General features: G+C 33.8%; 26 protein-coding genes. 8 read left to right on the top strand and 18 right to left on the bottom strand.

What is annotated here, in order from left to right:
• From Q0941_RS08465 to Q0941_RS08430, 8 genes are all read right to left on the bottom strand, one after another.
• A partial coding sequence (locus tag Q0941_RS08465) for a hypothetical protein (RefSeq protein ID WP_299292974.1) occupies positions 1 to 322 on the bottom strand: 322 nt, incomplete at its 3' end.
• Position 323: 1 nt separating this feature from the next.
• Complete coding sequence (locus Q0941_RS08460; RefSeq protein WP_299292972.1) at positions 324 to 995, bottom strand: hypothetical protein; 672 nt, start codon at positions 993 to 995, stop codon at positions 324 to 326.
• Positions 996 to 1,117: 122 nt separating this feature from the next.
• Positions 1,118 to 1,570 (bottom strand): winged helix-turn-helix transcriptional regulator, encoded by a 453-nt coding sequence (locus Q0941_RS08455; RefSeq protein WP_299292970.1) that lies wholly within the window; start codon positions 1,568 to 1,570, stop codon positions 1,118 to 1,120.
• A 150-nt stretch (positions 1,571 to 1,720) separates the two neighbouring features.
• Positions 1,721 to 1,939 (bottom strand): hypothetical protein, encoded by a 219-nt coding sequence (locus Q0941_RS08450; RefSeq protein ID WP_299292968.1) that lies wholly within the window; start codon positions 1,937 to 1,939, stop codon positions 1,721 to 1,723.
• A 46-nt stretch (positions 1,940 to 1,985) separates the two neighbouring features.
• On the bottom strand, positions 1,986 to 2,147 hold the full coding sequence (locus Q0941_RS08445; protein ID WP_299292966.1) for a DUF1059 domain-containing protein: 162 nt from the start codon (positions 2,145 to 2,147) through the stop codon (positions 1,986 to 1,988).
• 73 nt (positions 2,148 to 2,220) lie between these two features.
• Positions 2,221 to 2,700 (bottom strand): PleD family two-component system response regulator, encoded by a 480-nt coding sequence (locus Q0941_RS08440; RefSeq protein WP_299292964.1) that lies wholly within the window; start codon positions 2,698 to 2,700, stop codon positions 2,221 to 2,223.
• Positions 2,701 to 2,724: 24 nt separating this feature from the next.
• A complete protein-coding gene (locus tag Q0941_RS08435) occupies positions 2,725 to 2,952 on the bottom strand; it encodes a hypothetical protein (protein WP_299292962.1) in 228 nt (75 codons plus the stop codon).
• A 62-nt stretch (positions 2,953 to 3,014) separates the two neighbouring features.
• Positions 3,015 to 3,425, bottom strand: coding sequence for a hypothetical protein (locus tag Q0941_RS08430; protein WP_299292960.1), 411 nt, complete (start codon positions 3,423 to 3,425; stop codon positions 3,015 to 3,017).
• A gap of 102 nt (positions 3,426 to 3,527) precedes the next feature.
• On the opposite strand from Q0941_RS08430, the gene Q0941_RS08425 reads away from it, so the two are divergent.
• Complete coding sequence (locus tag Q0941_RS08425) at positions 3,528 to 4,391, top strand: prohibitin family protein (protein ID WP_299292958.1); 864 nt, start codon at positions 3,528 to 3,530, stop codon at positions 4,389 to 4,391.
• Position 4,392: 1 nt separating this feature from the next.
• Here Q0941_RS08425 and Q0941_RS08420 read toward each other — a convergent pair whose 3' ends face one another.
• Complete coding sequence (locus Q0941_RS08420) at positions 4,393 to 4,689, bottom strand: hypothetical protein (RefSeq protein ID WP_299292956.1); 297 nt, start codon at positions 4,687 to 4,689, stop codon at positions 4,393 to 4,395.
• Positions 4,690 to 4,834: 145 nt separating this feature from the next.
• Between Q0941_RS08420 and Q0941_RS08415 the strand changes: the two genes are divergently transcribed.
• On the top strand, positions 4,835 to 5,233 hold the full coding sequence (locus Q0941_RS08415; protein ID WP_299292954.1) for a PPOX class F420-dependent oxidoreductase: 399 nt from the start codon (positions 4,835 to 4,837) through the stop codon (positions 5,231 to 5,233).
• A gap of 12 nt (positions 5,234 to 5,245) precedes the next feature.
• Here the strand turns inward: Q0941_RS08415 and Q0941_RS08410 are convergent, their stop codons facing one another.
• Positions 5,246 to 5,398 carry a hypothetical protein gene (locus Q0941_RS08410; RefSeq protein WP_299292952.1) on the bottom strand — a complete coding sequence of 51 codons (153 nt, stop codon included), beginning with the start codon at positions 5,396 to 5,398 and terminating at the stop codon, positions 5,246 to 5,248.
• Positions 5,399 to 5,542: 144 nt separating this feature from the next.
• On the opposite strand from Q0941_RS08410, the gene Q0941_RS08405 reads away from it, so the two are divergent.
• Together Q0941_RS08405 and Q0941_RS08400 are read left to right on the top strand one after the other, a co-directional pair.
• Entirely contained in the window at positions 5,543 to 5,899 is a 357-nt protein-coding gene (locus Q0941_RS08405) for a DUF6659 family protein (RefSeq protein ID WP_299292950.1), read from the top strand.
• Between the two features lie 15 nt (positions 5,900 to 5,914).
• Complete coding sequence (locus Q0941_RS08400) at positions 5,915 to 6,283, top strand: DUF6659 family protein (protein WP_299292948.1); 369 nt, start codon at positions 5,915 to 5,917, stop codon at positions 6,281 to 6,283.
• A 24-nt stretch (positions 6,284 to 6,307) separates the two neighbouring features.
• On the opposite strand, the gene Q0941_RS08395 is transcribed toward Q0941_RS08400, so the two are convergent.
• The 6 genes from Q0941_RS08395 to Q0941_RS08370 all read right to left on the bottom strand — a co-directional run bounded on the left by Q0941_RS08395 (position 6,308) and on the right by Q0941_RS08370 (position 8,300).
• Entirely contained in the window at positions 6,308 to 6,499 is a 192-nt protein-coding gene (locus Q0941_RS08395; protein WP_299292947.1) for a hypothetical protein, read from the bottom strand.
• 113 nt (positions 6,500 to 6,612) lie between these two features.
• The gene (locus Q0941_RS08390) at positions 6,613 to 6,849 is read right to left on the bottom strand and encodes a hypothetical protein (protein ID WP_299292945.1); all 237 of its coding nucleotides are present in this window, start codon (positions 6,847 to 6,849) and stop codon (positions 6,613 to 6,615) included.
• 92 nt (positions 6,850 to 6,941) lie between these two features.
• Entirely contained in the window at positions 6,942 to 7,271 is a 330-nt protein-coding gene (locus Q0941_RS08385) for a pyrimidine dimer DNA glycosylase/endonuclease V (RefSeq protein ID WP_299292943.1), read from the bottom strand.
• Positions 7,272 to 7,376: 105 nt separating this feature from the next.
• On the bottom strand, positions 7,377 to 7,625 hold the full coding sequence (locus Q0941_RS08380; protein WP_299292941.1) for a hypothetical protein: 249 nt from the start codon (positions 7,623 to 7,625) through the stop codon (positions 7,377 to 7,379).
• Position 7,626: 1 nt separating this feature from the next.
• A complete protein-coding gene (locus Q0941_RS08375) occupies positions 7,627 to 8,064 on the bottom strand; it encodes a universal stress protein (protein WP_299292939.1) in 438 nt (145 codons plus the stop codon).
• A gap of 2 nt (positions 8,065 to 8,066) precedes the next feature.
• On the bottom strand, positions 8,067 to 8,300 hold the full coding sequence (locus tag Q0941_RS08370; protein WP_299292937.1) for a hypothetical protein: 234 nt from the start codon (positions 8,298 to 8,300) through the stop codon (positions 8,067 to 8,069).
• A 254-nt stretch (positions 8,301 to 8,554) separates the two neighbouring features.
• Between Q0941_RS08370 and Q0941_RS08365 the strand changes: the two genes are divergently transcribed.
• Genes Q0941_RS08365 through Q0941_RS08355 form a run of 3 tightly spaced genes read left to right on the top strand, consistent with a single transcriptional unit; the run spans position 8,555 to position 10,043 of the window.
• Complete coding sequence (locus Q0941_RS08365) at positions 8,555 to 9,589, top strand: alcohol dehydrogenase catalytic domain-containing protein (RefSeq protein ID WP_299292935.1); 1,035 nt, start codon at positions 8,555 to 8,557, stop codon at positions 9,587 to 9,589.
• Between the two features lie 35 nt (positions 9,590 to 9,624).
• Entirely contained in the window at positions 9,625 to 9,777 is a 153-nt protein-coding gene (locus Q0941_RS08360; protein ID WP_299292933.1) for a hypothetical protein, read from the top strand.
• 32 nt (positions 9,778 to 9,809) lie between these two features.
• Complete coding sequence (locus Q0941_RS08355) at positions 9,810 to 10,043, top strand: hypothetical protein (RefSeq protein ID WP_299292931.1); 234 nt, start codon at positions 9,810 to 9,812, stop codon at positions 10,041 to 10,043.
• On the opposite strand, the gene Q0941_RS08350 is transcribed toward Q0941_RS08355, so the two are convergent.
• Positions 10,033 to 10,527, bottom strand: a complete 495-nt coding sequence (locus Q0941_RS08350) for a hypothetical protein (protein ID WP_299292929.1) — start codon at positions 10,525 to 10,527, stop codon at positions 10,033 to 10,035. The two genes, Q0941_RS08355 and Q0941_RS08350, sit on opposite strands and share 11 nt — an antisense overlap.
• A 118-nt stretch (positions 10,528 to 10,645) precedes the next feature.
• Here Q0941_RS08350 and Q0941_RS08345 point away from each other — a divergent pair, with 118 nt between their 5' ends.
• Positions 10,646 to 10,894, top strand: coding sequence for a hypothetical protein (locus tag Q0941_RS08345; RefSeq protein WP_299292926.1), 249 nt, complete (start codon positions 10,646 to 10,648; stop codon positions 10,892 to 10,894).
• A 2-nt stretch (positions 10,895 to 10,896) separates the two neighbouring features.
• Here Q0941_RS08345 and Q0941_RS08340 read toward each other — a convergent pair whose 3' ends face one another.
• Positions 10,897 to 11,583: a hypothetical protein gene (locus Q0941_RS08340; protein WP_299292925.1), complete on the bottom strand. Its 687-nt coding sequence runs from the start codon at positions 11,581 to 11,583 to the stop codon at positions 10,897 to 10,899.
• Between the last annotated feature and the right edge of the window lie 89 nt (positions 11,584 to 11,672).

The following is an 11,672-nucleotide window of genomic DNA, read 5'->3' as shown; positions in this document are numbered from 1 at the left end:
CTGCTTTGTTGTATTTTTTATCATTTTTGTAAAAGTACTTGTCAACTTTCAAATCAGCTTCTGCAAGATTCAAGCCAGTTCTAGTGTCACGAATGAATAACTCCATGTTGTGTTCACCATCCCACTTTCCTTGTTCTGCTGCTCTTGTTGGTTCATTGCTATGTCCCATGATGACAGTAATCAAACGATGTTCACCGTTTGGCAAAGTAAATGAAAATACTTGTCCACCGTGTGCAAAGGCTTGCTCAGATAAGCCAACTGAAAGCAACATTACTGTTGCAACTGAAGCAATCATGAGCATTGAAATATTCTTTGAGAACATTTTAGCTGTGACCTCCGCTATGGCCTAAACCATCGTTTGTAGTGTCGTCATCATTTAGATCGAAGATTGGATTCTCGTCCAAGATAACAACTGGTCCACCCTCATAAGGATCATCACCAATGCTTCCTAGTACGCTTTGAATATTGATGTCAATAACATGTTGACCAGAGAATGTAACATCAGATTCACCTAGATTTGCAATTGCAATATCAGTGACTCTTGGTGCTCCACCATTTAGTGGGTCTGGAATATGTGCATGCCATACGCATCTATTATCTTGGTTTGATACAAGATTGATGTAGAATAATGGCATTGGCTCGATGTGAGTTGCTGCATTAAATTCATCAATATGTCCGGCAATAACTGCTACTCTAGGTTGGTAAGTGTCATTTTCTGCGTCGTCACCTGCTTCACCGTCAACTAGTACACATTCATCAGTTAGCAAGAAATGGCCTGATACATAGTTTGGACTTGCATCATACACTGGCATGACCTCACCGGGTCCCAATGTAATGCCATTCAAGGTGATGTGTGTGTTATCAGGGATATTGTCACCTGTTACACCAGCTTCAAAGCTGTGACTTGCAAATGAATAACCGCCAAATGTTAGAGCAATAGTTAGAATTGCTGTACCTGCGATCATAGACAATTTGTTTTGTCTTAGAAAAGTCATTGAATATGATTTTGAGAATTTATTAAAAACAAAATTGGTACATTAGAAAATTGTACTGGTAGGAACATCGATGTTGTTTTCAAATTATAGAATTTTGAAAAAAATAAAAATTATTAAATAAATTATTGAAAACTGTATTTTTTAATTAAATCTAACATTAATTGATTTTTTATTAGAAAATATTTTTTTTCATTGTCTTCAAGCTTTAATTCTATTAGACCAGATTTCAGTAATTTTGTAAGATTTTGAGAAACAGTAGGAGGGGATTTGCCAACTATTTTTACAATTTTCTTAAAATTCAGTCCATTTTCATTTTTTAATGACAGTAAAATGGATTTAGGAGTTGATTTTCTCAAGTAGATTACAATCGGAATAAAATCAAGGCTAATTTCTGGGCTAAAAAAATATGAACGATTGTTTTCTTTGTGAATTCGTAATTTTCCATCAGATTCTAATTTTTTTGCATAATGTGCCAATACCCCATTTTTCATCCCCGTTATTTCCAAAATTTTACTAAAATGTAATCCAGGGTTTTCATTGACTAAATCAACTAGCATAGATGCCCTATCTTTCACAATCCAAATCAAAATAATCTAATGAAAAGATGTCTGGTCCATTTGTGAAATGTACTGGTTTGAACAGAAAATAGGCATAAATTCTAAAAATGTTTGTTCATTTGAACACACATTTTCTATGTTTGTGCATATGAACATACATTTCTGATTTTACAAGTATGATGAATCCTTTTTTCGATATCCAACATACAGTAATACAAACCCAAAACCAATTACTCCAATTGATAGTTTTTCAGCAGTAATCTCATTTGAGATGTAAAATCCATAAACAAAATCAGGTCCCCAAACCACTAGATTTTGAATTGGAATTATTGCAGCGCTAATGAAAAAAATTACTGCAAATGCGGTAAAGACATTTTTTGGGAACATGCTCTAATCAGATTCAAAAAGAAATCGAGATTGGAAATTCTCCAATTCAGGATTTTCTAAGAATGATTTGTTCTATGGCTTCAAATGAATATTCAATACCGTGTACACTTTCGTAATGTTGACCAAACTGTTTTGCTGCTTTCTTGGGTTCTCCGGATGCAACAAAATCGCATTCAAATCCATAATCTGAACATTTTAGATTTGTCATTAATGCAAATTCTCATTTGTAGTATTTAATGGACGAATGAATTTTTTTCTAGTGGTAAAGAATTTCAATAGTACTAAAATCGTACTTTTTTGTTTTCTTTTTCCCATTTTTTAAGTAATTTATCAGCATTTAATTTTAATTCAAAATTAATTTCCTGCATTGTATCCTTATAGAGACGAGCAGAATCATTTGTAGATTTTTGCGAATCTTCTATTGCATGTAAAATCGAAGTAATATCATATGGTTTGTGAATAACATCAGTAACATTGAGTTTTCTCAGAATACTCTCTGTTTCACCAGTAGTATCTGCAGTCACCATGATAATTTTTGTAGTTTGATCGATTTTTCTTATTTGTTCTAATGCAAAGAGTCCATCAAATTCAGGCATCATAACATCTAAGAAGATAAAATCGGGTTTCTTATCCTCATACATTGAGACAGCTTCTTTTCCATTTACACAAGTTCCAAGAATTTCAAGTCCATTAAGTTCAAGTAATTCAGATAGTGTTTTTAGATTTGCACTATCATCATCAACTACAATTGCAGTAACCACATAAAGTTTAGAAAAAAATTGCTTTTAATCATTTCTGATGATTAGTTTTGTTTTTGGTTTATTGAAAATATCAGATATTTCTTTTTCATGTTCCTCATAACGAGTCAGCATATTTTCAAGACTAGTGATTACTTTGGAGTACTCTTTTTCTTCAACATCATATAGTCCAGTCAGGTCTATCTTATCAAAAACATCAATGTCCTCTTTGATCTTTTTCATTACATCCAGAAATCGTTCTTTTTCTTCACTCATCAAATGAAAATTCAGAGTTTTGGATTAAAAGCAGGATTTTATTCAAAATGAACGATCATCGATTAAGAGTAATACTCTTTGAATCCCTTGTCTGTTGAATACAATTCTACTTTGGGGCCAAACATACCCTGTTTTTCTACTACTTTCATCAAACCCTTTTTTTCCAAATCCTCCAAAATTGAATTTAACATAGGAGTATCAAATCCCGTGTTTTTTTGAAGTTTATCAAAGGAATTCACTCCTCCATGTAATTCTCCTAGAACTTGTTTCTCTCTTGTGAGAGGCTGTGAAGGCTCTTTTTTTGTAAATGATCGAACAGGTTCAGGTTGACCAAATTCATCAAAACGTCTCGTATACTCATCTGAAGATGGCTGTTCTCCCCTATACTTTGCTAGAAGTCTAGGAATTATTCTAGCTAATGGAATTGCAAGAAAGATTACCAAATAAATCCAAGAAAAATTGGGATCTGCCATACATTACGTATGCCATCACAAGATAAATCTCTTCAGGAAATCAAAAGCTAATCCCTAAGCATTGCACATGGTATAATAGTAATGAGTGTAAAATAGATACACTTGTCAAAATATCAATCACCTAAAGTTAGCGTAAACATGAATGCAGCAAAAGGAGTTGCAATAGGAATTATAATTTTAATCATCATAGGAGTTGTTGCCTTTGCATCTGTAAAAATTGTAGATTCAGGTCACAGAGGTGTGTTGCTTCATTGGAATGCAGTCGATTTGTCTCAACCTCCACTTGAAGAGGGTCTGCATTTTGTAGTGCCATTCCAGGATGAAGTAGTAGACATTGAAGTTCGTACTCTGAAATATGAAAAGAATACTAGAAGTGCATCTAAAGACTTGCAAACAGTAGAGACAACTGTGACAGTTAACTATCATCCGGATAAAGAAGCAGTACACAGATTATACAAGAATCTTGGTTTAGATTATGAGAACAGAGTCATACAACCAGCAATTGAAGAGACAGTAAAACAAGTTACTGCAAACTATAACGCAGAAGAGCTCATCACTAAAAGACCACTGGTAAAACAAGATATTGAATCATCAATTCGTGAAAGACTAAATCAATTTGAGGTAGTAACAGAAGTAATTTCAATTACGGATTTTGAATTCTCACCATTGTTTGCACAAGCAATTGAGTCCAAGGTCGAGGCTGAGCAAAAGGCACTCAAAGCAGAGAATGACTTGTTAAGAATTGAAGTTGAAGCCAAACAGAGAGAAGCAAATGCAATAGGTGTTGCTAATGCCAATATTGCTGAGGCAAAAGGTGAGGCAGAAGCTATTGCCATCATTAACCAAGCACTTGCAGAGAATCCAAATTATCTTGAATGGTTAAAGACACAAGCATGGGATGGAAAACTTCCACTAGTAGTTGGTGAAGGCGGAACTCCATTTATTCAGATTCCAGTAAACCCATAGACTAGTTTTTGTGTTCTGAATCACGTATTGCATCATACATGCTAAGAAATTCATCTGGGCCATTTTGTCGATATGTTTTTTCTAGATTCTTTACTTCATCATGAGAAATTGATTCACCCTTACTTTGATGATATTCTCTGATGATTTCAGCAGGAGATTTTTTGATATTGTATTTTTTTAATGCTTGATTTACTGCTTTTTTACACATCATATCATAAATTACAAATTTGTAAACCAAATATCCAGTCAATCCTGCAATTACAACAATTACAATTGGAATAACTAACGGGGATGCCATACCTATACTAGAACGCTTTGATATTTCTTCTTTATCAATCTAAGAAATTGACATATCTTCAAAGTGGTTTTTTACAGTAATCACATTCAGAAACGAACGTATGGATGTATGAAACAGATTTTAATTAAAACATCCAGATAAAAACATGAGCAAGTTTGAAGCAGGATTAATTAAATTGCTAGAAGGAAAAAATTTTGCATCGTTTGTAACGCTGTTAAAAGATGGCTCTCCTCATGCCGCACCAACTTGGATTGATCATGGAGACATCATTTTGGTAAATACTGCACTTGGGAGACTAAAAGAAAAAAATGTTAGAAACGACCCACGAGTTGCTCTTTCAATTTATGACAATGAGAACCCATACCACATGGCGGCAATACGAGGCAAAGTAATTGAAATCACTACAGATGGGGCAGAAGACCACGTTGACAAATTGGCAAAGAGGTATATCGGAATGGACAAGTATCCAAGACGTTCAGCAGATGAAAAGCGTGTTCTAATAAAAATTCAGGCAGAAAAAATTCATCATCAAGACTATTCTTGAAAATTTAAGAAGTCAAACCCAAGGTTCTTCATCAATTCTAAATGAAATTGGGATTTCAGACAAAGATTCTGCCTCAGAAACAATCTCAAAAAGACATGCATCCGAACAATAAGTCATGGAAGAATCAATTAGCTTCTTTCCACAACCCTTGCATCTGTCAGACATGAACAAGTAAATGACAAATTTTCTAATAAAGAGAATCCAAAATTATCAAAAGTTGGGATTATTTTCATGTCTGATTCTCAGAGTTGAATTTACTGAATCAATCTTTCATAAAAAATTCTAATACATGAAGATCCCAAACTATACATGGATTATGAAAAATTTTGTAATAAAATCCTAGAGGCAGATTCTAAAATTAGATTTGCAGCTGTATACGATGAATGGTCAAATAGAATTGCAGGAGGATTAAGAGAAGGAATAGAAAGTCTTCTTCCTGAAAGACAAGAAAAAGAGTTAGTTAATCTATCTGTATTTGATTGGAAGGCAAGAAAAGACATGTCAAAAGCATTAGGAATTGTCAGCTATACAATGGCGGAATATGAAAAAGTCAAACGTTTTTCATTTTATCTTGGTCAAGAACACTTGCTATTGGTAAGTTCAGAAAAGGATAATGATACAAGTAAAGTTGCAGATGAAATCATAAAATTATATCATGAAAATTAAGGTGATTCAAAAATTATGAGTAATGAAATAATGAATTATCTTAACATTTGTAAAAAAATCCAAGAATTAGATTCCAAAATACGATTTGCAGGAGTAATCAATGAGAGAGGAAGACTAGTTGCAGGGGGAATGAGAGAAGGAATCTCATCGTTAGAGCAGCAAAGAGATTCAGAGATGATATTCATGGAACTAGCATTACGTGTCAAAATGAGAAGGGAGTTTGATAAACAGTTGGGCAAAGTGAATTTTGCCATGGCTCACAGAAAATTTGTAATCGATATGAGTTTCCCCATAAATGAGGACATCTTGTATGTTGCAACAGAAGCAGATGCAAATTACTCTGGATTAATCCCAAAGATTTTCAAAATTCTTAAAGAAAACTGAATCCAGAGGGCTGAATTCTTTTTTCTAATTAATTATTCCGCTTCTACGTAATGCTTGTACGTAATGTTGGGTCTGAACTTTAGATTTTTTTGAATAGTTGTTTTGAGCTAACCATTTTTCCAAAGTATTAAACTTGAATTCCAAAGTTGTTTTAAGCATTGATTTTCTAGTTGTTTGCCAATTTTCATCCTTCACAGATTGTAATCTTACAATCATTGGGATCCAATCATAAAAATGGAATTTTGACCAATCCAATCTAGTTCTGATTAATAATCAGTAAATAAAAAGAATGATTCTGTTAAGGCTTGAACCAATTAGAAAAGTAATTCCTATTTTCCACATTCTTTGAAATCATAGATTCCTTTTGCAGTAGTCTGGTATTTCTCCAATGTTCCTTTTCTCTCATTTATCCATTCTAAAAGTTCGTCACATTCAGCCTGATTTAGCCATGCAATTGTTTCAGGATTATGTGGTTGAGACAATGGAATTACAACAAATACTATGATTCCAATAATTATTGCAATTGCTACTGCAACAGCAATTCCAATTATCAAAAGTCGATTCACAATATTTCATCTCAAATGATTCGATTATACCATAAATAGATAATGAGTCTAGTAAGATTCATCTACTCTTTTGGGTTTCAAAATGGACGCTATTAGACATCACAGGAACATCTTTTTTTCTTCAAGATGATAATTTGTTGTTTAATTGAATCAACATATTCATTTTGTTTTGCATTGCCTGTTGCTTTTCTCTTATCTAGAGGGCTTTTGTGATTATACCCACGTATGGTCATTTCAGATACCAGTTGTTCATGTCTTAGATACATTGCTTTGAGTTTTCCTTTCCATCGTAAAGTTTCAGGATGCAAAGAATACCCTTTCTTGTTTTCTGTAATTACTACCCACATGGCATGAAGTTCTCTATGTTCACCTAAAAGATGGTTCCTGCAAAGTTTCGATGGAGGTATATCCCAGATTCTCATATCATTTGTCTAAAAAAATTAAGATATTTTACTGTAGAATGACGAAAAACATAGTGCCAACACGGTTCAGATTCGATCCCAAAGAGATTTGAGTTAGAAACAGAGTTAAGAATTCAACATATTGTTAATGTCATCTAGTGTTTTAGAATTAATCATTGATTTTGCAAAATCCACAGTGACTTTTGGTAGACATTTTTTGTGATAAAAAAATCCACCTTTTTGTTCTTCAATTGGCATCTGGATATTTTGAATCTCTAAATCATCTACAGGTTGTTTTTCACCACAAATAACACATTGACCATCTCTAATTCTTTGTGCAAATTGCATTTTCACATTTTGAGTGAATTCAGACATTCTACAAAATTAGAATTGGACAAGGGGCAAGTCTAAACATATTCTCTACAGTACTATGGTAGGAATGTTTTTCATATGAAGAAGTCATTTTGGTTCTTTTTGTAATGATTAGATCAATATTGTGTTTTTTTGCATAATCAACAATTCTTTCAGAAGCAAGTCCATTTTTTGTAATTGCAGAACCAAATGGAATGTCTTTGTCTTTGCAAATTTTTTCTAGTATGAGATGCTGTTTTTCAACTAGTTTACGTTCCTTTTCATATTCCTGCTTGCTTGTTTTTGTTTTGAAAAATCCAAAAGTTTGACGTTCCTCAATGCATGTTAAAACAGTTATTTTGGAATTCGTTGATGATGCCATAGAAATTGCTTTTTTGAATGCTTTTTCACTACCAGATGTGCCATTATAAGGAACCAAAATGTGTTCAAAAACTTTAGCCATATCTAATTCCAGATTCCTTTTCCTTCTTCTAGTTCATAAATTCTAACGTTGATTTTTCCTAATAGTTTTACTTTGGATTTGTGAGCTTTTTTGTCGTGACTGTAATCTTTCTTTTCAACTAGTTCTTGAAGACGCTTGAGTTGGGCAACAGTCATTTTTTTGAATTCATGTTTTGAACTGGATACCTGAGTAAGCAGTTTGACACGTTCCTTATCTTCATCAGAGATTTTAGTCATGATTAGAATTAGAGATGCTCCTTTATTTTTCTAGTGAGTAGGAATTATCACTAGGTGCAAATTAAGATCATAATTAAATATGATTTTGACGTATATAGTATGACGAGAAGCAGTCATTCTGCGTAGTAGATGACTAGTTTGGAAAACACGTCATGTTAGTTGAGCGTCCTAGAGTTCAAGTGTTTTCCATGTATCTCGTTGATTTTAAAATTCATTTAACATATCTTAAAATTCCCTGCAAATTCTACCATATTATGGAGAAAATGAAAGCTATGGTTCTTGGAAATTGTGCTCCAATTGAATCAAATCCACTTAAACTTACAGAAATTGATAAACATGAAATTCAAAGACCAAATGAAATTCTTATTCAGATAGAAGCTTGTGGTGTTTGTCACTCACAGTTGCATGGAATAGAAGGAGATTGGAAAGATATTGGAATTCCCCCATCATTACCAACTGTCCCAGGTCATGAAGTAGTTGGAAAAGTAGTACAAGTTGGAGACAATGTAACTAAATTCAAAGTAGGAGACAGAGCAGGAATCACTCCGCTATTGGAGGCATGTAAAGAATGTCAATATTGCAAAGAAGGAAAAGAGTATCTTTGTGAATCATCTACAATCACAGGAGAATCTTTCAAGGGAGGATACACAGAATACATTACTGTTGTTGAAGATTTTGCAACCAAAGTTCCCGATACAATGAAACCAGAATATGCAGCACCATTATTTTGTGCAGGAATCACTGCATACAAGGCAGTAAAAGCAGCTGAGCCTCAATCAGGAAAAAAAATTGGAATCTTTGGAATTGGAGGAGTAGGACATATGGCAGTGCAGTTTGCCAAAGTAGAAGATTGCAAGGTAATTGCGTTTTCAAGAGCTCAAAAGCATCTAGAGGTTGCAAAAAGACTAGGTGCAATTGATGCAATGACATTTTCAGAAAATCAGGAGGAATTTCTAGAGCAACTCAAAGAAAAGCACGGGTTGTTAGATGCTGCAATTGTATTTGCTCCAGCAGACATTGTGACTGATACTGCAGTAAAATCAGTAAAGAAAGGAGGACTGATTGTAATTGCGACAGTTGGAGAAAATCCACAGTTTATGGCTTTTGAAGAAAAAACAATCAGAGGAACGTTGATTGGTTCAACAAAAGACATGGAGCAAGTAATCAAAATTTGTGATGAGAAAAATCTCGAAGTTGTATCTCAAGCATTTCCATTAGAGCAAGCAAACGAAGTTCTAAAGAAACTAAAAGATTCAGAAATTGAAGCTAGAGCAGTTTTGATGCCTTAATCTTGGCTTAAATAATAGACAGGCAAGTTTGAAACATGAATTGCAAAAGATGCCACCATACGGATGAGGCACACATGAAAAATCCTGAAAGCAATTCGTTAATCAAGGTCGGAAAATGCCAAATTCCTACATGTACTTGTCAGCAATTTCTTGACCCAATTCAAGAAATTGACGAGGATTTGTTGTAACGATTCATATATCAAAATAGTTTTTAAAAAATATGGACAAGCACAAGCCTTCTGATGAAATGATTAAAGATCTTGATAATCTATTATCAAAAATCAATGCAATGGAAATTGTTGCATCAGATGATTTTCAAAAAAATTCTATCAAAATTATGAGAGCATTGGTAGAAGGACAAATTCACTCAATTAATGAATTCCAACATTTGAAAAAAGCAATTGATTTGCTAACTTTACAATTGTTTGATGTTCAAAATAAAGTCAAGAATTAAGTCGAGTATCACTCATTCCACAACTTTTACATCTATACACTGTAGATTTTTCTAAAATTTGTTCAGGATGCATTTCTGCACCGCAACAAGGACAATTAAATTTCTCAGTTTCAGGAGTCTCAGTTTTTCTTACAGTATAGCTAGGTTTTTCTTCTTTGATTTCTGATGCATTGCATTTTGGTTTGTAATGAGTCATAATTTTTTGCAAAACATTTTTTCTGTATTCGGGTGTTGATTCAAACATAGGCAATATTGCCAAATGTAATGATTTTTCAGAGCCTGTTTGATCTGCCCAGCATTTGAACTGAGGATGTTGAACAAAGTATGCCTTGTCTTCAGTTTTCTCGCAGTCACCAACATAGACAATACTAAATTTGTCCTTCTCTCGTGCCAAAATCAAATAGACTAGTTTTTCCATAGGAGGACCCCATTCATCCAAAGGTATAGGTCCCATGAACTCGTATGAAAGAATTTGAATGCTCATAGGACTATTGTCAGCCTCTGACTTTTCTTTTTTTCTCAAAAAATGGCCTAGTGCCAGTTTTTGATCGCAGTATTTTCACTTGAAAAGATTAAATTCAAGGGTAATGGATTCCACGTAAATGAAAGACCCTCGCAATCATGCACAAGTAGGTTATTCAATGATTGTAGTTGCAGGAAGTCTTGCTGCAATTGGAATTCTTGCAATATTCTTAGCAGACGATGTGCTATATGCAGATAACTTGCAAAGAGATGCAACAATTCACTTTAACGAGTGTAAAGCAAATGATTTCAAACTAGATGGTTGTGAAAAATACTGGGATAGAATCAACAATGACATCTCAGGAATTTATGTAGACCTGGATGAATAGTGTTAGTATCCATTTGAAAAGTCTTCAAGCATATTTTGGTTTTTAGTTAGTCGATTCATTGCAAAGAATGCACCACCAACAATTCCTGCCTGATAAAATGTGTACAAAAAGACTCCTGATGAAGTAGGATCTGATTTTGTAAAACTCAAAACAAGCATTGTGAAGAATACAAAAGTTCCAACAAATGTAACCATTCTATTTAGAAATCCAGAATTCATTCCAACGATTCTTTTGGTGGCTGCTGCCATCAATGTAATACTAGTAATTATCAAAAATGTTGCACCGCCGTTTGCAGTTACAAAGGAAGTTAACCAAGGAATTAAACCATCATCAAGAATGGTAAGTTCTGGCATTATACTTCCACCATTTATTGCAAAGTTTACTGCACTAAACATTCCACCAATTACAAAAAAGAACAAGAAAATCTTCACAATGGAACGTTTGAAAGGACTTCGAATTTCTGATGGTTTTACAGCTCGCTCTGTAATTCTAACCCCATAAAGAAATCCTACTGCCATAGCAGGTATGAACATGATGTTAATCAAAATTGGAGATTCTTTGTTAATCTCCTCAATCTGAGGATGGAAAACTAGGAATAAAATTACAGCAAGGGATGCAGCGGCTCCAAATAGCATCAAGCCTAGGTATCTGTGGCCTTGTGGCTCAGATAGTTGATCCCAATTGTACATTTTATACGCTCATAAGAAAATCATTAAAGAACAAATCGAAAAATCATTTGGTCAAATAATCAATTCTGGTTACCCTTTTTAATAGAAAC

Source organism: Candidatus Nitrosopumilus sp., from assembly GCF_028278985.1.
Taxonomy (GTDB): domain Archaea; phylum Thermoproteota; class Nitrososphaeria; order Nitrososphaerales; family Nitrosopumilaceae; genus Nitrosopumilus.
This window is presented reverse-complemented; position numbering and strand designations above follow the sequence as displayed.